Origin of the sequence: Actinoplanes sp. CA-015351, assembly GCF_050955685.1 — a bacterium.
Classification (GTDB): domain Bacteria; phylum Actinomycetota; class Actinomycetes; order Mycobacteriales; family Micromonosporaceae; genus Actinoplanes.
Genome location: NZ_CP192102.1, coordinates 1,564,592 through 1,586,675, shown reverse-complemented (window position 1 = coordinate 1,586,675; position 22,084 = coordinate 1,564,592). Strand labels below are relative to the sequence as shown.

Here is a 22,084-nt window from a genome sequence, read left to right as displayed (position 1 = left end):
GAATGGCATTCGGGTAATAACACCCTCCGGGGTGACAGCACCGGCGAAGGCAAGGAGACACCCGTGCGCGAACGTGAACTCCGCTGCGTCATCTGCGACGGCGACATGCTCTTCGAGGTTCCGCCCTGCGAGGACGGTCACGACGACTGCCCCGAGCTGATCTGCACCCGATGCGGAGCGGCCGAGGTGGTCGCCCCGATCGTCGTACACATGTGGCTGCCGCCCAAGAGCCGCAAGATCGCCCCAGAGCAGCGCCGCGCGGCATAGAAGACTTGAGAGCGGCATAGAAGACATGAGAAAGGCCCGCACCCTCCAGGGATGCGGGCCTTTCCACAAATGAACTCAGTGGTGCGACGACGTCTCCGGGTGCCGCGTGCCCGAGTAGTACTCGAACAGCATGCCGCAGGACGTCATGACGACCGCGATCAGGCCGAAGGCCAGCAGCCACCACATCCAGAACACCAGGCCGATACCGGCGATCGCCGCGGAGAGCGCGATGCCGAACGGCCAGTAACTGCCCGGGCTGAAGAAGCCGACCTCGCCGGCACCCTCGAAGATCTCGCCGTCCTCGCGGTCCTCCGGGCGGAGGTCGATGCGCCGGGCGACGAACCAGAAGAAGCCGCCGCACATCGAGCAGAGCAGTCCGGAGAGGATCAGCGCGACAACGCCGACCCACTCCACGCCGCCCGCGTACGCCGAGCCGCTGCTGACCGCGCCGTCGGTGGCAGTCGCGTGCGTGTAGAAGCCGTACACCGCCGCCGCGCCGAAGAGGAACAGCGCGACGCCGGAAAAGATCTTGTATTCGGTGCGCACGTGGAGCCTACTTCCCTGCGGCTACGGTCTCGGGCTGGTTCCAGCTGTGGGTCTGGCGGCGGGTGTTGAACGGCGACGTGGTGGTCGCGTAAGCGTCCGCACCGGTGAAGCCGATGACCGCCATCGCCTCCTGGGTCGAGGCGCCGCTCTTCTTGGACTCCAGGAACTGGTTGAACTTGTCCGGCGAGACCGTGACCAGCTCGAAGTTCATGAAGGCGTGGTATGTGCCACACAGCTCGGCGCAGCGGCCGACGTAGCGGCCCTCGGAGTCGAGCGTGACCTCGAAGACGTTACGCACGCTGCCCGGGAAGACGTCCCGCTTGAACAGCATCTCCGGCACCCAGAACGAGTGGATGACGTCCTTGCTGGTCTCCTCGAAACGGATCTTCTGACCGACCGGCAGCACCAGGATCGGGATGACGTCCGAGGAACCGATGGTCGAAGCCACCGTGTTGGCCTCTTCGCCCATGCCGTCGCGGTAGTTGAACTGCCAGTTCCACTTGAACGCCACGACCTCGACGATCTGGTCGGGGTTCTTCGAAAGCTTGTCCACGCTGGTCTGCACGATGGCGGTGTAGTAGAAGAGCACCGCGACGATGAGAACCGGCGTAACTGTGTAGAGAATTTCCAACGGCATGTTGAACCGGGTCTGCACGGGCAATTCCTCGCCGCGCTTGCGGTACCGGATCACACACCAGAAGATCAGACCCCACACGCCGATGCCGACCACGAGGGCCGCGATCGTCGACGCGATCCACAGGTCGTACATCTGATGTGCCTGCAGGCTGATGCCCCGGCCCGGCCATCCGAAGTGGCCGAACGCGCTTCCCCAGTCCTCGATCGAGCACCCCGAGAGCAGCGTCAGCAGCGTCGCACCGCCGAGACCCAGCCCGGCCGCCCGGCCTAGTGCCCGCGGCCGTGTGGCCGAACTCCTTGCGCCCACCTGCTTCTGCCTCCTTAGCAGTTGCCGCCTGCCCAAACCGGACACCTGGCGGCAAGGCTCACCGACGGTCGCACACTACTCGACCAAGAACGGACCGCCCGCGACCGGGGGGCCGAGGCCCTCCGCAAAGCAAACTCCCGGACAACCGGACGATACCGTTCCCTGTGTGGATTACACAGGCGATCCGGCCGGGCCACCGGTATACCTGGACGCGGCGAGCGCGGCTCCCCTCCATCCGGTGACACGAGAAGCCCTGCTCGCGGCGCTCGCCGACGGCTGGGCGGACCCCTCGCGCCTCTACGCGGCAGGCCGGCGGGCCCAGCAACTGCAGGAGGCGGCCACCGCGGTGGTCGCCGAGATCCTTTCGGTACGCACGGACGAAGTCTCCTTCTGGCCGTCCGGAACCGCCGCCGCCCAAGCCGCCGTCCTGGGTGGCCTGGCCGGACGGCAGCGAGCCGGCCGCACCCTGGTCCACTCGGCGATCGAGCACTCGGCCGTCCTGCACGCCGCCCGGTCCACTGAGGCTGCCGAGGTGGGTGTGAACCGTCTCGGCCGGCTCGATCTGGACGCGTGGGGCCGGGCCGTGTCTGCGCCCGGCGTGGCCCTGGCGAGCTTGATCAGCGCCAGTCACGAGGCCGGAACCGTCCAGCCCGTCGAGGAAGCGGCGGCGGCCTGCGCCTCGGCCGGCGTGCCGCTGTTCGTCGACGCTGCTCAGTCGGTGGGTCGTTTGCGCGTACCCAAGGGGTGGTCTCTGTTGAGCGCGAGCGCGCGCAAATGGGGTGGGCCACCGGGGGTTGGGGTGCTGGTGGTGCGCAAGGGTGTGCGGTGGCTCTCACCGTCACCACAGGATGATCTTTATCGCCCTCGCGCGCAGGGCGCGCTCGATCTGCCCGCGGTGGTCGCGGCCGCGGCAAGCCTGCGAGCCGTCGTGGCCGAGGCCGAGAGCGAGAGGGTACGCCTGAGCGAGCTCACCACCCGGATCCGGAACCGTGTCGCCGAAACCGTGCCGGACGTGGAGATCGTCGGCGACCCGATCGACAGGTTGCCGCATCTGACCACGTTCAGTTGCCTGTACGTGGACGGCGAGGCCCTGCTGCACGCCCTGGACCGGCACGGCTTCGCGGTGTCCTCAGGCTCCTCGTGCACCTCGTCGACGCTGCGGCCCAGTCACGTCCTGGAAGCGATGGGCGTGCTCAGCCACGGCAACGTCCGGGTGTCGCTGCATCGTGGCACCACCTCGGCGGAGGTGGACCGCTTCCTGGCGGTGCTGCCCGGTCTTGTCGAGGACATCCGGAAGGAGGCCGGGTTCTGATCACGCTGGACTGTCTCGGACAGCGCTGCCCGCTGCCGGTGATCAAGCTGGCCAAGGCGATGCCGGGCGTGCCGGTCGGCGAGATCGTCCGGGTGCTCGCGGACGATCCGGCCGCGGCCAACGACATCCCTGCCTGGTGCCGCATGAAGGGGCAGGAGTTCGTCGCCGGCCACGGCCATCAGTTCGACGTGCGAAGGGTTATCTGAGGTACTTCACGACCGGGTCCACCGGGTCCTTCGCCTGGAAGGTGTCGACCACCAGGCGCGGGCCCAGGTACGGCTCGTACTCCGCCTGACGTTCCAGGACGCGCACCCAGTCCGGGACGCCGTCGTGGTCGCGGGCCGCGTACCGAGCCTCGACCCGGCGGCGGTGCTCCGCGTCGTCACCGCAGACCACCTCGACGACGCGCAGCGGAACATCCATCCGCTCGGCCAGGTCCACCCAGAGCTGGCGGGCCGACTTCACCGGATTGACCGCGTCGATGATCACACTGTGGCCGATCTTGAGCTGTTCCTCGGCGAGCGCGGCGACCACGCCGTAAGCGGCGTAGCCGGGGCGGTGCTCCTGCACGTCGTACCGCTGGAGCGTGAAGTCGACAGTGTCGACGGCGAGCACCGCCGCCGGCAGCTCGGTGGCGACCTGCGCGGCGAGGGTGCTCTTGCCGACGCCGGGAAGCCCGGCGAAGACCGCGAGAACCATGTGTTTACGTCCTAGTTGGGGAGGTGCGGAGCGATCTCGGCGGCGGCCTCGTCCCCGTACGCGGCCGCGAAGCGCTTGCTGAAATCGCCGGCCTTGATGTCGTACTCCTGGGTGCCGACGGTCTCCAGGACCAGGGCCGCCACCAGGGAGCCGATCTGTGCCGAACGCTCCAGGCCGAGGCCCCAGGAGACGCCGGCGAAGAAACCGGCCCGGAAGCCGTCGCCGACACCTGTCGGGTCCTCGCCGATCACGCCGGGGACGACCGGCACGTGGATGCGCTCGATGTCCTTGCCGGTGATCTCCACGCCGTCCTTGCCGAGCGTGGTGACCCGGATCTTCACCTCGTCCAGAACCTGGTCGGAGGTGAGACCGGCCTTCGTCTCCAGCAGGGAACGCTCATATTCGTTCGTCATCAGGTACTCGGCGCCGCGGATCAGGCTGATCACGTCCGAGCCGTCCATCCGGGCGAGCTGCTGCGACGGGTCGGCGATGAACGCGTAGCCACGGGCACGGCACTCCTGCGAGTGCCGGAGCATCGCGGCCGGGTCGTTCGCACCGACGAGCACCAGGTCGAGGCCGCCGGCCCGCTCGTTGACCGGGGCCAGCTCGATGTTGCGGGCCTCACTCATCGCGCCGGCGTAGAAGGAGGCGATCTGGTTCAGGTCGTCGTCGGTGGTGCAGACGAACCGCGCGGTGTGCGCCACGTCGCTGATGTGCACCGAGTCGCAGTCGACCCCGTGCCGTTCGAGCCAGGACCGGTAATCGGCGAAGTCGGCGCCGACCGCGCCCACCAGGATCGGCCGCAGACCCAGCTTGCCCATGCCGAACGCGATGTTCGGAGCCACACCGCCACGCCGGACCACCAGGTCGTCGACGAGGAAGGAGAGCGAGACCTTGTGCAGCTGATCGGCGATCAGCTGGTCGGCGAACTTGCCGGGGAAGTGCATCAGGTGGTCGGTGGCGATCGAGCCGGTGACGGCGATCTTCATTTCGGCCCTCGGGGATAGGAAACAGGGGGCTGTTACGTCCTGAGACTACCGGCCGGTGAAGCACAGCAGGCCGCCCCGTGAACGGGACGGCCTGCTGATCGGTGCTTCTGGTGGCTTTTAGTGGAACGAGTCGCCACAGGCGCAGGAGTTCTGCGCGTTCGGGTTGTCGATGGTGAAGCCCTGCGCGTCGATGCGGTCCGCGAAGTCGATGGTCGCGCCCGCGAGATAAGGAGCGGACATGCGGTCGACGACTACGCCGACACCGTCGAAGTCGTTCACCACGTCGCCGTCGAGCGAACGCTCGTCGAAGAAGAGCTGGTAGCGCAGGCCGGAGCAGCCACCAGGCTGTACGGCGATGCGCAGGCGCAGGTCATCGCGCCCTTCCTGCTCGATCAGGGCCTTGACCTTCACCGCGGCGACGTCGGTGAGGGTGACGCCGGTCGGGGCGGTCGCCTCGGTCGACTCGGTGTGCGCTTCAGTGGTCACGTAGGTATCTCCCTGCAGGGTGCGGTCAGGTGCCGTACAGGCCAACGCTAACTCCAATCCCGAAGATTCCCAATCTCAGGGATCACAGATCACCTACTCCACTGGCCGGCCAGGCTCGCGGAAAGTTCTCGCAGGCCGCGTGCGGGTTCCGCCAGGGCCGTTTCGACCGAACCGAAATGCTCCACCAACGTGTGCGTCTCGGTCACCCCGGCCGCTGCCGCCTCCCGGTACCCGGTCTCGTTGCGCCCGGCCAGCACCACGCACGGCACGCCGCGGTCCCGCGCGCCGGCCGCGACCCCGGCGACCACCTTTCCGCGCAGGGACTGATGGTCGAACGACCCCTCCCCCGTGATCACCAGGTCGGCGGCGTCGAGCTCGGCGTCCAGACCGATCAAATTCGTGACCAGGTTGATACCCGAAATCACCCGGCCACCCAGCGCGATCAGAGCGGCCCCCAGGCCGCCTGCCGCGCCTCCACCTGGTTCTTCTTTCAAGTGGGTACGCCCGAAGGCCTGCTCCAGCACACCCGCGAAATGTTCGAGAGCGGCGTCGAGGCGCAGCACGTCCTCCCGCGAGGCGCCCTTCTGCGGCCCGAACACGTTGCTCGCACCGTGCAGCCCGGTCAGCGGGTTGTCGACGTCGGTCGCGGCCACCAGGCTCACCTGACGCAGCCGGGGCTCTCCGGCCAGACCGGCCGCGGCGATCAGCGGGCCGCCACCGTACGGAAGCGAATTTCCGGAGACGTCGACCGGCCCGGCGCCGAGCGCGGCGAGCATCCCGGCGCCCGCGTCGTTCACCGCCGAGCCACCGAGGCCCACCACGATCTCGGAGGCGCCCGTCTCCACCGCGGCGGCAAGCAGCAGGCCGAGGCCGTACGAGGTGGTGGATTTCGGGTCACGCTCGGCCGTCGCCAGCAGATGCAGACCGCAGGCTTGAGCGCTCTCGACGTACGCGATGTGGTCCTTTATCAGGATTTCGCCCTGGACCGGCCGGCCGAGCGGATCGACCGTCTGCACCGGGACCCGCCGGCCATCGAGGGCGGCCGCCAGCACATCGACGAAACCTGGGCCCCCGTCGGCGAGCGGCCGGCGAACGAGCACGTCATCGGGGACGGACCAGCCCTCCGCGATCGCATCGGCGACAGCGGGGGCAGAAAGGGTGCCGGCGAACTTGTCCGGACAGATCAGTACGCGCACACCCGCGAGTGTGGCAGCACACCCCGTCCGGGCGCAGCTTCTGTCCGGCCCCTTGTGTAACGATGAGGGACGTGACGTCGACCTGGACCGAACCCGCGAACACCCCCCTCGCCCTCCTGCTGCTCGGTCAGAACACCGACCCGGCCAGCGAGCGGGGCGTCGACTGCCCCGGCGATCTGCCCGCGCCCAGCGACCCCGGCCTGGTGGCCCGGGCCACGGCGGCGAAAGCGAAGCTGGGCTCCCGCGTCTTCGTGCTCGGTCACCACTACCAGCGCGACGAGGTCATCCAGTTCGCCGACGTCACCGGTGACTCGTTCAAGCTCGCCCAGCAGGCGGCGGCCCGGCCGGAGGCGGAGTTCATCGTCTTCTGCGGCGTGCACTTCATGGCCGAGAGCGCGGACATCCTGACGACCCCGGACCAGCAGGTGATCCTGCCGGACCTGGCGGCCGGCTGCTCGATGGCCGACATGGCCGTGCTCGGCCAGGTGGAGACCGCCTGGGAGCACTTCGAGGACCTCGGGATCACCGACCAGATCGTCCCGGTGACTTACATGAACTCCTCGGCCGACATCAAGGGCTTCGTCGGCCGCAACTCCGGCGTCGTCTGCACCTCGTCGAACGCCAAGCGCGCCCTCGACTGGTCGTTCGAGCAGGGCTCCAAGGTCTTCTTCCTGCCCGACCAGCACCTCGGCCGCAACACCGCGGTCCTGGAGATGGGCTTCGACCTCGACGACTGCGTGCTTTACGACCCGCACAAGCCCAAGGGCGGACTCACCGACGAGCAGCTGCGCAACGCCCGCATGATCCTCTGGCGGGGTCACTGCTCGGTGCACGGCCGGTTCACCATCGAGAGCGTGCGTGAGGTGCGGGAACGCGTACCCGGGGTCAACGTTCTGGTGCACCCCGAGTGCCGCCACGAGGTGGTTCGGGCCGCCGACTACGTCGGCTCCACCGAATACATCATCAAGGCCCTCGACGCCGCGCCTGCCGGGTCGTCCTGGGCGGTCGGCACCGAGCTCAATTTGGTACGCCGGCTCGCGCTGGCCCACCCGGACAAGCAGATCATGTTCCTCGACCGGGCGGTCTGCTACTGCTCGACGATGAACCGCATCGATCTGCCGCACCTGGTCTGGACCCTCGAGGAGCTGGTCGCCGGACGTGTGCCCAACGTCATCTCGGTCGACGAGAAGACGGCTCGCGAGGCACGCGTGGCGCTCGATCAGATGCTCGCCCTGCCGTAACTCTTGCTCACCCGGCCGTAACTCTTGCTCGCCCGGCCGTAACTCTTGCCCGTCCGGCCGTAACTCACAGTAGTCAAGCGAATCCACTCGTCCGGTGGATTTTTTAAGGCTGCCTTAGTCAACGGCATTTGACTGCGTTTCGCGCCGCGCCACGACTGGCGTATTTGTCACTCAGCGCTATGCTTCCCCGGTTGCAGAATCGGGTACCCCCACCCTCGCTCTGCCCCTCGTACACCGGGCGGCCCACCGCCCGCCGGCTGGAGGTTACGTTGACCGACGATGTCCTGATCGTGCACGGCGGTACGCCGTTGCAAGGTCAGATCCGGGTCCGTGGCGCCAAGAATCTCGTTTCCAAGGCAATGGTCGCCGCCCTGCTGGGCGAGACCCCGAGCCACCTCTACGACGTACCGGGCATCCGGGACGTCGAGGTCGTCCGCGGCCTGCTCGAACTGCACGGCGTGAAGGTCAGCGACGGCGTCGAGGACGGCGAGCTGGTGATGGACCCCACGAACGTGGAGAGCGCCAGCACCGACGAGATCAATGTGCACGCCGGATCCAGCCGAATCCCGATCCTGCTCTGCGGGCCACTGCTGCACCGGCTCGGCCACGCGTTCATTCCCGACCTGGGCGGCTGCCACATCGGGCCGCGCCCGATCGACTTCCACATCAGGTCGCTGCGTGAGTTCGGAGCGGTGGTCGACAAGACCCCGGAGGGCATGCACCTCAGCGCTCCGAACGGTCTGCACGGCGCCAAGCTGGAACTTCCGTACCCGAGCGTCGGCGCCACCGAGCAGGTGCTGCTCACCGCGGTTCGCGCCGAAGGCGTCACCGAGCTGCGCAACGCCGCCATCGAACCCGAGATCATGGACCTCATCTGCATCCTGCAGAAGATGGGCGCCATCATCACGGTGCACACCGACCGGGTCATCGAGATCCAGGGCGTGCCTCGTTTGACCGGCTACGAGCACAAGCCGATCCCGGACCGGATCGAGGCCGCCAGCTGGGCCGCCGCCGCGCTCGCCACCCGTGGCGAGATCGAAGTGGTCGGCGCCCGCCAGGCCGACATGATGACGTTCCTGAACGTCTTCCGGTCCATCGGCGGCGAGCTGAAGATCACCGACGACCGGATCGCCCGCCCCGGCGTGACCGGCGCCGAGGGTGGCATCAAGTTCTGGCACCCGGGCGGCGAGCTGAAGGCCGTCGCGCTGGAGACCGACGTGCACCCCGGCTTCATGACCGACTGGCAGCAGCCCTTGGTCGTCGCGCTCACCCAGGCCCGCGGCATCTCGATCATGCACGAGACGGTGTACGAGCAGCGGCTCGGCTACACCGACGCGCTGAACTCGATGGGCGCGACCATCCAGGTCTACCGGGACTGCCTCGGCGGCACCCCGTGCCGCTTCGGCCGCCGCAACTTCATGCACTCCGCGGTCATCGCCGGCCCGTCCAAGCTGCACGCCGCCGACCTGGTCATCCCCGACCTGCGGGCCGGTTTCGCGCACCTGATCGCGGCGCTTGCGGCTGAAGGCACCTCCCGTGTCTACGGCGTCAACCTGATCGAACGCGGCTACGAGGACTTCGAGGCCAAGCTGGCCGCCCTCGGCGCCCACGTCGAGCGTCCCTGAGCTGCATCTTTGTCACGATCAACGGCGCGGTGTGTGTCACACCGCGCCGTTTGGCTACGCTCGTGGCGTGTCCCCGCTGTTTCGCCGCAAGCCAGCTGACGTCGCCCCCTCCCAGGTGGAGGAGGAGGTGAACGCTGCCGACAACCGGCCGAGGAGTTACACACCCAGCAAGAAAGAGCTGGGTGTCGCCACTCCGAAACGCGCCGCCACCGGCCGCCGCGTGCAGGACAAGGCCCCGGAGAACCGCAAAGAGGCCTACAAGCAGATGCGCGAGCGTCAGCGGGCCGAGCGCGCCGAGGCCAACGCGGGCATGCGCGAGGGCGACGAGCGTTACCTGCTCGCCCGCGACCGCGGCCCGGAGCGTTCCCTGGTCCGCGACATCGTCGACTCCCGCCGCACCGTGGGCTCCTGGTTCATCGCCGGCGCCGTGGTCGTGCTGATCGGCTCCTCCGTGCCGAACCGCACGATCCAGAACATCAGCACCCTGATCTGGGCCCTGCTGGCCCTGGCCGTCCTGGTCGACAGCATCCTGATCGCCCGCAAGATCAAAAAGATGGTGTCGGCCCGCTTCCCGCAGAGCACTCAGCGGATGGGCTCCCTCTATCTGTACGGCATCATGCGAGGCCTGACCTTCCGCCGCATGCGGATCCCGAAGTCCAAGGTCGAGTACGGCGCCAAGCTCTGAGGCACCGGCTTCCCCGCCCCGGTCCGAGGCCGGCCGGCTTCCCCAGCGCGCGCCAGTCGTCCACCGCCGGCGCGCGCTGACCCGTTTCAAGGACCGCCGCTCGCCGCCCGGCCCGAGGTTCGCCGCCCCGCCCGAGCTTCGCTCCGAGATCGTGCGCGGTTCGGCCCTCCGAGGTCCACACAAAGCCCGCGCGACATCAGCGAGTGTGGCGAAACGCGCCAGTTCCACCGACCAGCCAGCGGCCGCTCGCCGTGCACACCAGCCGACGTTCGCCGTGAACGCCAGCCACCGCTCGCCATGCACACCAGCCACCGCTCGTCATGCACACCAGCCGGCGCTCGCCATGCACACCAGCCGGCGCTCGCCATGCACGCCAGTCGGCCTCGGGCTGTACCAGGTGGTCGCCGTGCTGTACAGCCGGCAGCCGTACGTGACAGCCGGTGTGTCCGGCTGGCTGTCAACGCTGTCAAAACGCCCGGAACGCAGCACTGACCCTGATGGCTACATAGGCCGGCGCTCCTGCGAGCCGTCGCACCCGGCGAGCCATCGCACCCGGCGAGCCGTCGCCCCCATGCGAGCCGTCGCCCCCATGCGAGCCGTCGCCCCCCGCGAGCCGTCGCCCCCCGCGAGCCGTCGAGTGGCCCAAGCCGGCCACTCCGCGATCTTGGAACTTCGAGCCGCCGAGTGTTCCGCGCTGTCATGTCAAGACGGGCCGTCGCGCATGTGTGGCGGATGGTGGGGCCTCCAGGCTCTGCCAGTTTCCCAGATCGGCGCCCGCTTCCCAGATCGGCGCCAGTTTCCCAGATCGGCGCCCGCTTCCCAGATCGGCGCCCGCTTCCCAGATCGGCACCCGCTCCCCAGATCGGCGCCCGCTTCCCAGATCGGCACCCGCTCCCCAGATCGGCGCCCGCTCCCCAGATCGGCACCCGCTTCCCAGATCGGCGCCCGCTTCCCAGATCGGACCCGATGCCCCGTGGGCACGACACGCAGAGCGACGAACAGGTCGCCGGTGAACCGCAAACCGCCACGCTCCGCAGGGCCGCTCCACCGCAGCCCCGCCGCGTGTTGATTTGGGGTGCGATTCGAGCCCGAAGTCGACACAGGCAGCCGTTTTGTCGTGCGCGTGTCGGCATTGGGTGCGGATCGAACCCTAAATCAACACACTGGACCGTAAGTCGACACGCAGCCATAAGTCTCCAAGATCGTGGAGTAACCCGGTGCTCGCTACTTCCGGGCGGTGAGTATGTGTGCGTCCACCGCTACGGCAGAGCCGTGGAACTGGTGCGTTTCGGGCCGGTCCGATGGCGCAACCGCACACCGTCGTCGGCCCCGGCTGCCGGGCGGGCTGGGCGCGTGGCCTTCGCCGCGCCGAGGAGCGGAGGTGCCGAAACGCGAGCGACCGCAAACTCACAAGATCTCGGCAGGTGGGGCTGTCAGGGGATGCCGGCCAGCCTTAGTAGCGCTGCTACGCCGGCTGCCGCCACTACCACTACGACGAACGGTGCTCGGCGCCAGGCGAGCAGGCCGCCTATCAGTACGCCGGTGGGCCGGGCCACTCCGGCGAACTCGCTGCCGGCCATCAGGACGGCTGTCGCGGCCAGGGCGGTGAGCAGGGCGGCTGCCGCCATTGGCAGGACGCGTTGCAGGGATTCGGAGAGTTCGAGACGTTCCCGCAGGAGGACTCCGCTGAGACGGATGACGTAGGTGCCTACGCCAAGAACCACGATCGCCGCGATCAGCATCGGGTCTCCTCAGCAGCAGCGGCCCCCGAGCCAGCCACGGCCCCCGAGCCAGCACCCGACCCCGAGCCAGCCACGGCCCCCGAGCCAGCACCCGACCCCGAGCCAGCGGTGGCCGGTGGATTTGCGGCGTCCGGGGGTGGTTCGGCGGGTGACGATGCTTGGCCGCCGTGCAGGAAGCGGGCCGGGAACAGCAGCACCAGCAGGCCGAACAGGGCGCACAGGACCGGCAGTCCGGCCGGCAGGACCGGGGTCAGCGCTACCGCGATCACCGCCCCGGTCAGCGCGACCAGCCGGGTGGCCCGGTCCCGCAGTGACGGCAAAATCAGGGCGATCAATGCCGCCGGAAATGCCGCGTCCAACCCGAAGGTGTCCGGATCTCCCGTGGCGCCGCCCAGCAGAACTCCGAGGATCGTTCCGACGTTCCAGGTGATGAAGAGTGTGGTGCCCACCAGCCAGTAGATCCGGCGACGCTGCACCGGGTCCCGCTCGGCCAGGGCGAACGCCACCGCCTCGTCGGTCATGATGTGGCTGCCCACCAGCCGATCGCGCCAGCGGCCACCGATCGTTGACGCGATCGTCAGGCCGAACGGCAGGTGGCGGGCGTTCAGCAGCAAACCTGCCAGTACCGCCGCGATCGGGTTGCCGGCGGCGAGCAGGCCGGCCGCCAGGAACTGGGAGCCGCCCGCGAAGACCACTGTCGACATGGCGATCGGCGCCCAGGTCGGTAACCCGTACGCAATCGAGATGGCGCCGAACGACGCACCCACCGCGACCATGGCCGCACCGAGCGCGCCCACATCTCGCAGCGTTCGTTTAAACGTACTCATGTTCGCTACGATGAACGAACGCGAAGCGTTCGTCAAACCGAACAACCCTTCCGATGGAGCGAACATGCAACAGCCGGCACCGCCGCTGGCCGTCATCGCGGCCGCCCTGCGCCGGGAGCGGGACCGCGCCGGGATCACCCTGACCGAGCTGGCCCGCCGCGCCGGGCTGGCCAAGTCGACGCTCTCCCAGCTCGAGGCCGGCACCGGCAATCCGAGCATCGAGACGCTGTGGGCGCTCGGGGTGGCGCTCGACGTGCCGTTCAGCCGGCTGGTCGAGCCGCCCACGTCGCCGGTGCGGATCATTCGTGCTGGTGAGGGGCCTCGGCTGCGGTCGGACCACGCGGATTTCGTGGCGACGCTACTGGCTACCGGGTCGCCGCAGACCCGGCGCGACATCTACATGATGGAGTTGGAGCCGGGTGAGCCCCGGGAGGCCGAGGCACACATTCCGGGCAGCGTCGAGCACATGGTGGTGTCGAAGGGACGGATCCGGACCGGACCGGTGGACGAGCCGGTCGAACTCGGCCCCGGCGACTACGTGACGTTCCCGGGGGACGTGCCGCATCGGTACGAAGCCCTCGAACCATCATGGGCGGTATTAATCATGGAACATCGCTAAAAATCGGTGTAAAGGCGTGCTACTACGTCCTCGATGTCCGGTTCCAGCACCGACAGGTCACGCACCCCGACCGCCGCCACCAGCCCCGCCACCGCAGCGCCTGCCGCCACCGACTCCAGCGCGAACGTCACCCGATGCCCGCCCGCCTCCACCGAGGTGACCACCGCGCCGGGCAGTGCGAAGCCTGCGGGCAATGGCCGTTCCAGATCAGCCACGAGACTTCGCCGCGACCCGTAGCGCGAGTGCAGTGCCTCGATCGTCCCGTCGTGCACGACCCGGCCGTGGTCGATCACCACGAGCCGCTCGCACAGCCGCTCGATGTCGGCCAGGTCATGCGTGGTCAGCACCAGCGTGACGTCGCCGCTCGCGCCGAGTTCGCCGAGGAAAGCCCGCACGGCCTGCTTCGAGACGACATCGAGGCCGATCGTCGGCTCGTCGAGAAACAGCACTTCAGGGCCGTGCAGCAGCGCCGCCGTCAACTCACCGCGCATCCGCTGGCCGAGCGACAGCTGCCGAACCGGCGTATCCATGAACGAATCCAGGTCGAGCAGCGCGCGGCATCGCCGCAGCCGGGCTTCGTGAGCGTCGGCCGGCACCCGGTAGACGTGCCGCAGCAGCCCGAACGACTCACGCAGCGGCAGATCCCACCAGAGCTGGGAACGCTGACCGAAAACGACACCGATCCGCAGCGCCAGCCGGGTGCGCTGCGGCACCGGCGTGAACCCGCATACCTCGATGAAACCGGAGGACGGCGTCAGCACCCCGGTCAGCATTTTCAGCGTGGTGGACTTTCCGGCCCCGTTCGGACCGATATATCCGACCATCTCGCCACGCTCGATCGCCAGACTCACCCCGTCGACGGCGGTGACGACACGTTTCTCACGCCGGAATCGGCCTGCTTTCACGCGTACCGAAAAGGTCTTTTGCAATTCGCGAACCTGAATCATGAGCCTGTGCTCCGATAGTGACGGATTCCGGTGCGCCAGACGCAGGCGGCGACAGCCGCCGCAGCCAGCGCGACCAGCGGTGAGAGATAGCCGGCCACGGCCGGCAGACCCAGCGGATCGGCTCGGCCCAGGAGCGCCAGCGCCGGCTGATAGGCCACAAAACCAAACCCCATCGCGTACGCGAAAAGGCCCCTGAATCCAGCCCCATAAACCGTGATCGGGTACGAAGTGAAATCCCGCCCGCCATAGGTGAAGGCAGAGCCGATCTCGCCGGAGTCGACCCACCAGAAAGCGAGCGTGGCACTGATCACGAAGATCGAGCCGAAGAAGGCGGCAGCGGCCAGCGGCGTCACGACGATCAGCACGACCCTCGCCGGCGTCCAGTCGATGTCGTTCATCACGACCGCGCCGGTGAGCACGGTGAAGCCGAACACGACACGCAGCGCCTTACGCAACGGCAGGTCCATGAGCAGCAGCTGCGGCAGGGCTGGCAGTGGCCGGACCAGCACGGCGTCCAGCGTCCCGGCCCGGACATAGGTCTTGAGACGATCCACGTTGCCGACCAGCATGTCGGCCAGCGCGAACCCGGCCGAGCTGAGCCCGACCATGAGGACCGCCTGGGCCAGGGTGAATCCGCCCACCTGCGGTGTTGCTCGGAACAGCACCAGCACCGTGATCACGTCGAAGACCGTGGCGCCCATGTTGCCGAACAGCTCGACCACGAACGACGTCCGATAGCTGAGCACCGACCGGGTCTGCGCACCGAACAGCGCCGCGTACGCCCGCAGCTCACCCACCCTGCACCACCAGCCGGCGCTCGGCCCGGCGCTGCACCAGCACGGCCAGGCTCACTGTCAGCACCGCCCAGAACGCCTGCACCCCGACAAGTCCCGCCTGCAGAGCCGGGCCGTCACGTTCGGTAATCACGTCGAGTGGCGCTTGAAGGAGGCTCGGGAGTGGCGTACCCAGCCAAAGAGTGACGGTGGCCCAATCCGGCAGAAGCCGCAGCGGGAAGTAGAGGCCGCCGAGGACACCCGAACCCAGCGTCCAGAGCATGATCGGCCCGCGGGCGTCCTGGAGCCAATAAGCGGTCGCATTCACGACATAACGGCAAGCGAAGCAGATGATCACGGCGAGGATCACAGAGACGGCGAAGAGCGGAACGGTCTGCCAGCGAGAGGGCACGTGAAGTGGGAAGAAGATCGCACCGGCCACCAGCGGCGGGCCGAACCGGGTGAGCATCGCATGCAGGGCCCGGCCCAGGTCAGCGGCGAGATAGCTGGTCACCGGGGAGACCGGACGTAACAGGTCGGCCGCGATGTCACCGGTGCGGATCCGCTCGGCCAGCTCGGTCCAGCCCCACATTCCGATCACCGCGAGTAACCCTTGACCCACCCAGACGTACGTCGCGAGCTGCTCCACGTCGTAACCCGCCGGCCGCTGCCCCACCGCGCCTGCCGCGACCGCCAGCAGCACGTAGCAGCGCAGGAAGCCGAAGACTATGTTGGTGAACGATCCGGCTATGGTGGCTTGCCGGTAGGTGGAGTACCTCCGGAAACCCGACGCAACAAGCACACCGAAAGTAGTGGCCGAGCTGCGGAACGGACCGATTCGAGAGATCGTCAGCACCCTGGCGTCGATCCGGCTCACGCCGTTAATCTCCTTTCGAATACCCCCCGCAGTGGAGCCGGGCGACTCTAACCCGGTCCCCGGCCTGCCACGGCACGATTTTTGGACAAGGTGGAGTACGCCGTGACGGAGAGTCGCCAACTGCCGGGCCGCCCGTTGGCCGCCCGATGAACGGTTGGAGCTCCCGGCCGGGCCCGGACAGCTGGGACGACGAGCCGGCGTGGGTCTACGAGATCACGTGGGAGTGGGAAGCACTCCCCGGACAGCGCTACCCGGGCGACCCCGGACGCCGCAAGGCCGTGCAAACCCCGGTCTACGAGGCGTCCCGAGGCAGTGCGTCCGCCCCGGTCAGCGCCGCGCCCATCAGCTCGGTCCCGACCAGCGCCGTACCCATCAGCTCTGTCCCGACAAGCTCTGTCCCGACAAGCTCTGTCCCGATCAGCAGCGTTCCGACGAGTTCGGTCCCGACGAGCGCGGCGCCGGTCAGCCCGGGCGCGGACGGTCGCGGCCGAGGCCGCGCAACGGTCGGCCCAGCGCCGGTTCCGGCTCCGTCGTGGCCCGAGGATCAAACCCAGCGAGGGTACGAGGAACCGCGCGGCCCTCGTGAGGACCCGTCCTGGAACCGACCCATCCACGTCCACAACCGCGTCGACGACCGCCCGTGGCAGGGCGGCGGCGACCAGCGCCGTGGTGGTGGCCCGGTCTACGGCCAGGGGCCGGGTTCCGCTCCCGGGCCTGTCCCAGGCTCCGCGCCTGGCCCTGGTCCTGGTCCTGCTTCTGGTCCTGGTTCTGGTCCTGGGCAGCAGGGTCCGGGTCAGTACGGTTCCGCGCGTCCGGCGGCGGGGCGGGCTCCTCAGCCGCCGATCGCTCCCGAGGGCCAGGGTCAGCCCGGCCAGTGGGGCCGCGGTCCGGTCCCGCCGCCGGGTTACACCGGCCGCCCCAACGGTCCCGGTTATCAGGGTGGCCCGGTTCCGCCCGGTTCCGTTCCGCCCGGTTCCGTTCCGCCCGGTTCCGTTACGCCCGGTTCGGTTCCTCCCAGTTCCGCCCCTCCTGGTCCGGTTCCTCCCCATGGCCCTGGCCGCGGTGGGCAGGTTCCGCCGCAGCACCCGGGCGGTCCGGGCATGCCGCCGCAGGGCCGGTTCTCCGGGCCGCCGCAGCCGGGTGGTCCGGGTGGTCCTGGCGGTCCTGGTGGTCCTGGTGGGCAGCCGCGTCCGGTGCAGGATCCCGGGTTCCGCGAGCCTGGACTTCAGGGTCGTCGCCCCGAGCACCAGGGTCTCCGGCACTCACCTGATGGACGGCCGCTGCCTGAGCAGGGTGGTCGTCCGGGGCACGAGCAGGGTGGTCGTCCGGGGCACGAGCAGCAGATTCCGCGGCTTGGTCCGGACGGGCGTCCGGCGACGGGTCCGGTTTCGCCGGCTGGGTCCGCCTACGGCAGTGCCCGCCCGGCGCCGCCCGAGGCATTCCCGGCATATACCGACGAACGTCGCACTCCACGCGAAGGCCGCACCCCGGAAGCGCCGTTCGACCTGCGTCCGGTCCCCCAGGATCGGAACGGGCCGGCCCCGTCGCGCCCCGCGCCGCAGCCGACCCGCGTAACGCCGCAGCAGCCGGTCATGCCGCCTGCCGCGGCCTACCCGCACGCACAGCCCTCACCGGCCGGGTCCGGCGTACCCCAGCCTCAGGTCGGAGGTGGCGGCCTTCCTGGGCAACCGGGTTCGGGGCCTGCGCGGCATGGTGCGGTTCCGGTGGTACCTGGGCACGGCGGCGAGGCGATTCGGCCGGCGGGTTCGGGTCCGATCGCGCCTGTTTCCGGGGCGGGAGCTGTCGCTCCCGTGTCCGGGCCTGCTCCGATCTCCGGGTCGGGCGTGTCCTTCCGTACGGAGGAGTCCGGCGACGGCCAGAACCGTTTCCACGCCGGCGAACAGCTCCGCGGCGGATCCCGCTTCCAGGGCGGCGAGCCGCCACGCCACGACAACCGCTTCCCGACCGGCGACCAACCGCGACGCGAGGAACGCTTCCCCACGGGCGAGCAGGTACGCCGCGACGAGCGCTTCCCCACGGGCGAGCAGGTACGCCGCGACGAGCGCTTCCCGGCCGGGGAGCAGGTGCGCCGGGACGAGGCGAGCCGGGCGGGTGACGCGCGACAGGCTGATCTTGCTGGGAAGCATGAGGCGGACTACGAGCATCGGCAGGTGATCGACCCGCGCCGAATGGGTACGCACGCTGCCGGCGCTGAGCTCGGAACTGTTACCGGTCCGCCGCTGGAGCCTGTGGTTCCGCCCGTGGAACGGCGTCCTGCCGCACACTCTCGGCCTGACGAGCCTGTCGCTGAGGTCCGTCGTGAGGAGCATGCCGCTCCGGAGGTTCCGGCTGAGGAACCGCACGGCCTTGGCTGGTTGCTTTCGATGAGCGGGCTCGGCGCGACGACGCCGGTTCCCGAGGCAGAGGTGGAGCCCGAGGCCGAGCCGGAGGTCGTGCCCGAGGTACGGCCGCAGGGTTGGTTCGCGCCGGCAATCGAATCCGACGAGGAAGCCGAAACCGACAATCCGACCCCGGAAGAGCCCTCTGCGGAGCATATGGTCGCGGAGGAGCAGGTCGCCCAGCAGTTCGTCGCCGACGAACCGGCCGCCCCGCAGCCTCCCGCTGAGGAGCCGATCAGCGATCGGTTGGCCTCAGCGGAGCCCGTCGGCGAGCGGTTGGTCCCGGCGGAGCCAGTCGGCGAGCGGGCTGTGAGCGACGAGGCTCTCGTGGCGGAGCAGCTCACCGTTCGGTCGATCGCACAGGATCTACCCATCAGCGAACCTTCGGTCGAGGACTTCGTCGTCCAGCACCCCTTCGGGGCAGAACTGGTCACCTCCGAGAGCCTCGCCGAGGAGCGCATCGCCGAGGAGCCCGCGGTCGACGTCACGCCCGTCGCCGAAGAGCCCCCGGTCGACGTCACGCCCGTCGTCGAAGAGTCCGCGGTTGACGTCGCGCCCGTTGTCGAGGAGCCTGCGGATCGGCCGCTCGACGCGGTGATCGTCGACATGCCGGTACCCGATGAGTTCGTCGCTGACGAGCCCCTTGTCGTTCGGCACCTCGCGCAGGTGTCGCTCGAGGACGAGCCTCTCGCCGAGACCCCGGTCGCAGGCGGCCCAATCCTGGTCGAGCCCTTCCCCGTGGAGGGAATCCCGTTCGAGCCGATACCCGTCGAGCCGGACCTGTCCGCGCCCGAGGCGATCGAGCCCGACGCGGCTGCACCAGAGGCGATCGAGTCCGACGTGGCCGCGCCCGACATGGTCGCGCCAGACATGGTCGCGCCCGACGTGATCGCGCTCAACATGGCCGCGCCTGACGTGATCGCGCCTGACGTCGCTGGATCAGACCTGGCCGAGACGGGCCTGGGCGAGCCGGGCACGGACGTGCCGGTCGTGGGCGAGGTAGAGGCTTACCTCCCCCGGACCGTCGACGCGGACATCGTGCCGGAAGCTGAAGAGGACGTCGCTGTTGAGGAACCTGATTTCGACAGGGACTTCGCTGAGTTCCAGACCTTCGGGGAGCTGACAGCTGACGAGCCGGCCACCGGCGAGCCGGCCACTGGCGAGCCGGCCACTGGCGAGCCGGCCACTGGCGAGCCGGCCGCTCACGGGCCGGAGTTTGATCAGCCTTTCGCTGACTTCCAGTCGTTCGGCGTCTCGGCGTTTGCGGATGAGCCCTCCGACGAGCCGGCCGCCGAGCCGATCGCCGAGCCGGCGACCAAGGTCGCTGAAGCTGCCGAGCCGGCTGCCGAGCAGACTGAGGAACCGGCGGCGGTTGTCGTTACCACCTCGCTTGCTGAGACGGTTCCGGTTGAGGAGAGTGCGCCTCTCACGGCCCTCGTCGCGGCTGAGGCTGGCCGCCCCGTCGAAGCGGTGTTGGGATCCCGTCTGTCCGAAAGAGGCCAGGCAGCCTCTGGGACTGGGGATCAGCCTGCTTTGGGCGTACCCAAGCGGGAGCCGGTGCGGCAGCGGCGGGACCAGCGGTCGGTGGGTGACCGGCGGCGGGCTGATCCTGAGGAGATCTTGGCGTCCTATGCCTGGACCTTCGATCCGGAGACCCTGCGTGAGCAGGTCGATGAGCCGGACCGGCTCGGTGATCTGATCGATCGGCTTACGGACCGGCTGGAGTTCGCCGAGCGGGACAACGTCCGGGCTGGGCTGCTGAGTCTGCGGGCTGTGGTGTCGCGGGTTCTCGGTGATTTGGACGAGGCGCTCGACGACGCGCGGGAAGCGGTGCGGCACGCTGAAACCAGCGGGGAGTTGCGACCGATTTCGATCGCGCAGGCTCGGTTGGCGCACGTGTTGCAGTGGCGGGGCGAGTTCGATGAGGCGGACCGGCTCTACGCGCAGGCCGACTCGGTGGAGCTGCCGTCGCGGACCCGGGCGGAGATCTTCGAGCTGGCTGGGCGGTCGGCGTTCGAGCAGGGGCGGTTCCTGGAGGCGGTGAACCACTTCGAGCGGGCGCTCGACGTGCGGCAGGGCGGTGACCCGGAGCTGATCGAGCGGGTCGAGATGGCGCTGGACGCGATCAGCAGGAAGACCGCGTCGCAGAGCTGGGGTCCCTATCCGCGCAGTCGTGACGAACTGCTTGGGCGGATCACCGCGCCGATGCCGCTGCTCGACGACGGCGCCGGGCTGTGGGGGTTCGCGGCCGCGGTCGAGCCTCGTTTCGCCGAGGTGCGACCGTTCACCGAAGGTGTGGCTTGGGTACGCCGACCCGACTCCCCCGCCTGGGAGCTGATCGACCCATCCGGGAAAGTCCTGATAAATCGGGAATATCTGCAGGTGGCGCCCTTCGCCGAAGGACTGGCGTGGGTGTCCCGGCAGCCCCGGGGCGGCTGGTTCGTGATCGACCGCCAGAACCGCGCGGTCGTGAACGGCCAGTTCGAGGACGCCCGGCCGTTCCGGCGGGGTATCGCGCTGATCCAGCAGGGCGGCGTGTGGGGCGCTCTCGACCGGCACGGCCGGATCGCGGTGCCGCCGGGCTGGCCGGCGTTCGCAACGACGCTGCACATCGGCGGCGAGCTGGACGGGTTCAGCGACGAGGGCCTGGCCGTGGTCAGCGCGGGCGAACGCCTCGGCGTGCTGGACCGGACCGGCCGGCTCGTGGTGGAGCCGTTCTTCGAAAAGGTCGTGATCCACCCGTCGGCGTTCCTGGTGTCGCAGAACGGGCGGTGGGGCGCGCTGACCCGCAAGGGCGAGCCGATGATCGACCTGATCCACGAGGACCGGGCGGCGGCCGTGGAAGCGATCAACGAAGAAGCGCGGCCGGTCCTGTAGAAACGGTGTCATGAAGCACCGTCATCTCGGCCGCTCCGGCCTGCTGGTCAGCGAGATCGCCTACGGCAACTGGATCACCCACGGTTCCCAGGTCGAGGAGGATGCCGCGCTCGCCTGCGTGCGCGCGGCCCTCGACGAGGGCATCACCACCTTCGACACCGCCGATGTGTACGCCGGAACCCGCGCCGAAGAGGTGCTGGGCCGCGCCCTGAAAGGCGAACGCCGCGAAGGGCTGGAGATCTTCACGAAGGTCTACTGGCGTACCGGGCCGGGTGCGAACGACAGCGGGCTGTCCCGCAAGCACATCATGGAGTCGATCGACGGTTCCCTGCGGCGGCTCGGCACCGAGTACGTCGACCTGTACCAGGCGCACCGGTTCGACCACTTCACGCCGCTGGAAGAGACCATGGAGGCCTTCGCCGACGTGGTGCACCGGGGCAAGGCGCACTACATCGGGGTGTCCGAGTGGACCGCCGGCGAGATCCGGGCCGCCAAGCCGCTCGCCGACGAGCTGAAGATCCGTCTGGTGTCGAACCAGCCGCAGTACTCGATGCTGTGGCGGGTCATCGAGGCCGAGGTGGTGCCCGCCTCCGAGGAACTCGGACTGGGCCAGATCGTCTGGTCGCCGCTCGCGCAGGGGGTGCTGACCGGCAAGTACAAGCCGGGTCAGCAGCCGCCGGCCGGTTCGCGGGCCACCGACGAGAAGTCCGGCGCCGGGTTCATCGCCCGCTGGCTGGAGGACGACGTGCTCACCGCTGTGGCACGGCTCGAGCCGATCGCCGCCGAGGCCGGGCTCACCATGGCCCAGCTCGGCGTGGCATGGGTGCTGCAGAACCCGAACGTGTCCGCCGCGATCATCGGCGCGTCCCGGCCCGAGCAGGTACGCGACAACGTCAAGGCGTCCGGCGTGGAGCTGGACGCCGGCCTGCTGAAGGCGATCGACGAGATCCTGGACCCGGTCGTGACCCGGGACCCGTCGCTCACCTCCAGCCCGGCCAAGCGTCCGTAACCGGGGCCCTTTGTCCGGCGCCTTT

21 protein-coding genes are annotated in these 22,084 nt (G+C 69.1%); 9 read left to right on the top strand and 12 right to left on the bottom strand.

What is annotated here, in order from left to right:
* Window positions 1-63: 63 nt before the first annotated feature.
* Window positions 64-267 (top strand): hypothetical protein, encoded by a 204-nt coding sequence (locus ACQP2E_RS07325; RefSeq protein ID WP_433829153.1) that lies wholly within the window; start codon window positions 64-66, stop codon window positions 265-267.
* Window positions 268-342: 75 nt separating this feature from the next.
* On the opposite strand, the gene ACQP2E_RS07320 is transcribed toward ACQP2E_RS07325, so the two are convergent.
* Window positions 343-813: a cytochrome c oxidase subunit 4 gene (locus tag ACQP2E_RS07320; RefSeq protein ID WP_433829151.1), complete on the bottom strand. Its 471-nt coding sequence runs from the start codon at window positions 811-813 to the stop codon at window positions 343-345.
* A 7-nt stretch (window positions 814-820) separates the two neighbouring features.
* Window positions 821-1,777 (bottom strand): aa3-type cytochrome oxidase subunit II, encoded by a 957-nt coding sequence (gene ctaC, locus ACQP2E_RS07315; RefSeq protein WP_433833812.1) that lies wholly within the window; start codon window positions 1,775-1,777, stop codon window positions 821-823.
* Between the two features lie 145 nt (window positions 1,778-1,922).
* Between ctaC and ACQP2E_RS07310 the strand changes: the two genes are divergently transcribed.
* Both ACQP2E_RS07310 and ACQP2E_RS07305 read left to right on the top strand, forming a co-directional pair.
* Window positions 1,923-3,068: a cysteine desulfurase family protein gene (locus ACQP2E_RS07310; RefSeq protein WP_433829149.1), complete on the top strand. Its 1,146-nt coding sequence runs from the start codon at window positions 1,923-1,925 to the stop codon at window positions 3,066-3,068.
* Window positions 3,065-3,274 carry a sulfurtransferase TusA family protein gene (locus ACQP2E_RS07305; protein ID WP_433833810.1) on the top strand — a complete coding sequence of 70 codons (210 nt, stop codon included), beginning with the start codon at window positions 3,065-3,067 and terminating at the stop codon, window positions 3,272-3,274. The genes ACQP2E_RS07310 and ACQP2E_RS07305 overlap by 4 nt, the downstream gene beginning before the upstream one ends.
* On the opposite strand, the gene ACQP2E_RS07300 is transcribed toward ACQP2E_RS07305, so the two are convergent.
* The 4 genes from ACQP2E_RS07300 to ACQP2E_RS07285 all read right to left on the bottom strand — a co-directional run bounded on the left by ACQP2E_RS07300 (window position 3,267) and on the right by ACQP2E_RS07285 (window position 6,438).
* Window positions 3,267-3,767 carry an AAA family ATPase gene (locus tag ACQP2E_RS07300; RefSeq protein WP_433829147.1) on the bottom strand — a complete coding sequence of 167 codons (501 nt, stop codon included), beginning with the start codon at window positions 3,765-3,767 and terminating at the stop codon, window positions 3,267-3,269. The genes ACQP2E_RS07305 and ACQP2E_RS07300 overlap by 8 nt on opposite strands.
* Before the next feature lie 11 nt (window positions 3,768-3,778).
* The gene (locus tag ACQP2E_RS07295; protein ID WP_433829145.1) at window positions 3,779-4,756 is read right to left on the bottom strand and encodes a carbohydrate kinase family protein; all 978 of its coding nucleotides are present in this window, start codon (window positions 4,754-4,756) and stop codon (window positions 3,779-3,781) included.
* A 117-nt stretch (window positions 4,757-4,873) separates the two neighbouring features.
* A complete protein-coding gene (erpA, locus tag ACQP2E_RS07290; protein ID WP_433829143.1) occupies window positions 4,874-5,242 on the bottom strand; it encodes an iron-sulfur cluster insertion protein ErpA in 369 nt (122 codons plus the stop codon).
* A gap of 89 nt (window positions 5,243-5,331) precedes the next feature.
* Complete coding sequence (locus ACQP2E_RS07285) at window positions 5,332-6,438, bottom strand: glycerate kinase family protein (protein WP_433829141.1); 1,107 nt, start codon at window positions 6,436-6,438, stop codon at window positions 5,332-5,334.
* Between the two features lie 71 nt (window positions 6,439-6,509).
* Here ACQP2E_RS07285 and nadA point away from each other — a divergent pair, with 71 nt between their 5' ends.
* The 3 genes from nadA (at window position 6,510) to ACQP2E_RS07270 (ending at window position 9,989) form a co-directional block, all read left to right on the top strand.
* Window positions 6,510-7,679: a quinolinate synthase NadA gene (nadA, locus tag ACQP2E_RS07280; protein ID WP_433829139.1), complete on the top strand. Its 1,170-nt coding sequence runs from the start codon at window positions 6,510-6,512 to the stop codon at window positions 7,677-7,679.
* A gap of 269 nt (window positions 7,680-7,948) precedes the next feature.
* On the top strand, window positions 7,949-9,304 hold the full coding sequence (murA, locus tag ACQP2E_RS07275) for a UDP-N-acetylglucosamine 1-carboxyvinyltransferase (RefSeq protein ID WP_111648869.1): 1,356 nt from the start codon (window positions 7,949-7,951) through the stop codon (window positions 9,302-9,304).
* 67 nt (window positions 9,305-9,371) lie between these two features.
* Window positions 9,372-9,989 (top strand): DUF3043 domain-containing protein, encoded by a 618-nt coding sequence (locus tag ACQP2E_RS07270; RefSeq protein WP_433829137.1) that lies wholly within the window; start codon window positions 9,372-9,374, stop codon window positions 9,987-9,989.
* A 1,433-nt stretch (window positions 9,990-11,422) separates the two neighbouring features.
* Here the strand turns inward: ACQP2E_RS07270 and ACQP2E_RS07265 are convergent.
* Window positions 11,423-11,731: an AzlD domain-containing protein gene (locus ACQP2E_RS07265; protein ID WP_433829135.1), complete on the bottom strand. Its 309-nt coding sequence runs from the start codon at window positions 11,729-11,731 to the stop codon at window positions 11,423-11,425.
* Complete coding sequence (locus ACQP2E_RS07260; RefSeq protein ID WP_433829132.1) at window positions 11,725-12,558, bottom strand: AzlC family ABC transporter permease; 834 nt, start codon at window positions 12,556-12,558, stop codon at window positions 11,725-11,727. The genes ACQP2E_RS07265 and ACQP2E_RS07260 overlap by 7 nt, the downstream gene beginning before the upstream one ends.
* A 64-nt stretch (window positions 12,559-12,622) precedes the next feature.
* On the opposite strand from ACQP2E_RS07260, the gene ACQP2E_RS07255 reads away from it, so the two are divergent.
* Window positions 12,623-13,177 carry a helix-turn-helix domain-containing protein gene (locus ACQP2E_RS07255; RefSeq protein ID WP_433829130.1) on the top strand — a complete coding sequence of 185 codons (555 nt, stop codon included), beginning with the start codon at window positions 12,623-12,625 and terminating at the stop codon, window positions 13,175-13,177.
* On the opposite strand, the gene ACQP2E_RS07250 is transcribed toward ACQP2E_RS07255, so the two are convergent.
* The 4 genes from ACQP2E_RS07250 to ACQP2E_RS07235 all read right to left on the bottom strand — a co-directional run bounded on the left by ACQP2E_RS07250 (window position 13,174) and on the right by ACQP2E_RS07235 (window position 16,198).
* The gene (locus ACQP2E_RS07250) at window positions 13,174-14,124 is read right to left on the bottom strand and encodes an ABC transporter ATP-binding protein (RefSeq protein WP_433829128.1); all 951 of its coding nucleotides are present in this window, start codon (window positions 14,122-14,124) and stop codon (window positions 13,174-13,176) included. The two genes, ACQP2E_RS07255 and ACQP2E_RS07250, sit on opposite strands and share 4 nt — an antisense overlap.
* On the bottom strand, window positions 14,121-14,921 hold the full coding sequence (locus tag ACQP2E_RS07245; protein WP_433829126.1) for an ABC transporter permease: 801 nt from the start codon (window positions 14,919-14,921) through the stop codon (window positions 14,121-14,123). The genes ACQP2E_RS07250 and ACQP2E_RS07245 overlap by 4 nt, the downstream gene beginning before the upstream one ends.
* Window positions 14,914-15,765 carry an ABC transporter permease gene (locus tag ACQP2E_RS07240; RefSeq protein ID WP_433833808.1) on the bottom strand — a complete coding sequence of 284 codons (852 nt, stop codon included), beginning with the start codon at window positions 15,763-15,765 and terminating at the stop codon, window positions 14,914-14,916. The genes ACQP2E_RS07245 and ACQP2E_RS07240 overlap by 8 nt, the downstream gene beginning before the upstream one ends.
* Before the next feature lie 301 nt (window positions 15,766-16,066).
* Complete coding sequence (locus ACQP2E_RS07235) at window positions 16,067-16,198, bottom strand: hypothetical protein (RefSeq protein WP_433833806.1); 132 nt, start codon at window positions 16,196-16,198, stop codon at window positions 16,067-16,069.
* A gap of 1,420 nt (window positions 16,199-17,618) precedes the next feature.
* On the opposite strand from ACQP2E_RS07235, the gene ACQP2E_RS07230 reads away from it, so the two are divergent.
* Both ACQP2E_RS07230 and ACQP2E_RS07225 read left to right on the top strand, forming a co-directional pair.
* Window positions 17,619-21,050, top strand: coding sequence for a WG repeat-containing protein (locus ACQP2E_RS07230; RefSeq protein ID WP_433829124.1), 3,432 nt, complete (start codon window positions 17,619-17,621; stop codon window positions 21,048-21,050).
* A gap of 10 nt (window positions 21,051-21,060) precedes the next feature.
* Window positions 21,061-22,059 (top strand): aldo/keto reductase family protein, encoded by a 999-nt coding sequence (locus tag ACQP2E_RS07225; protein WP_433829122.1) that lies wholly within the window; start codon window positions 21,061-21,063, stop codon window positions 22,057-22,059.
* Window positions 22,060-22,084 lie beyond the last annotated feature (25 nt).

Excerpts from the sequence above, each read along its gene's own strand:
- ACQP2E_RS07265 (WP_433829135.1), bottom strand. The coding sequence starts at position 11,731 with ATGCTGATCGCGGCGATCGTGGTTCTTGGCGTAGGCACCTACGTCATC.
- ACQP2E_RS07250 (WP_433829128.1), bottom strand. The coding sequence starts at position 14,124 with ATGATTCAGGTTCGCGAATTGCAAAAGACCTTTTCGGTACGCGTGAAA.
- ACQP2E_RS07300 (WP_433829147.1), bottom strand. The coding sequence starts at position 3,767 with ATGGTTCTCGCGGTCTTCGCCGGGCTTCCCGGCGTCGGCAAGAGCACC.
- ACQP2E_RS07260 (WP_433829132.1), bottom strand. The coding sequence starts at position 12,558 with ATGAGTACGTTTAAACGAACGCTGCGAGATGTGGGCGCGCTCGGTGCG.
- ACQP2E_RS07255 (WP_433829130.1), top strand. The coding sequence starts at position 12,623 with ATGCAACAGCCGGCACCGCCGCTGGCCGTCATCGCGGCCGCCCTGCGC.
- ACQP2E_RS07225 (WP_433829122.1), top strand. The coding sequence starts at position 21,061 with ATGAAGCACCGTCATCTCGGCCGCTCCGGCCTGCTGGTCAGCGAGATC.
- ACQP2E_RS07295 (WP_433829145.1), bottom strand. The coding sequence starts at position 4,756 with ATGAAGATCGCCGTCACCGGCTCGATCGCCACCGACCACCTGATGCAC.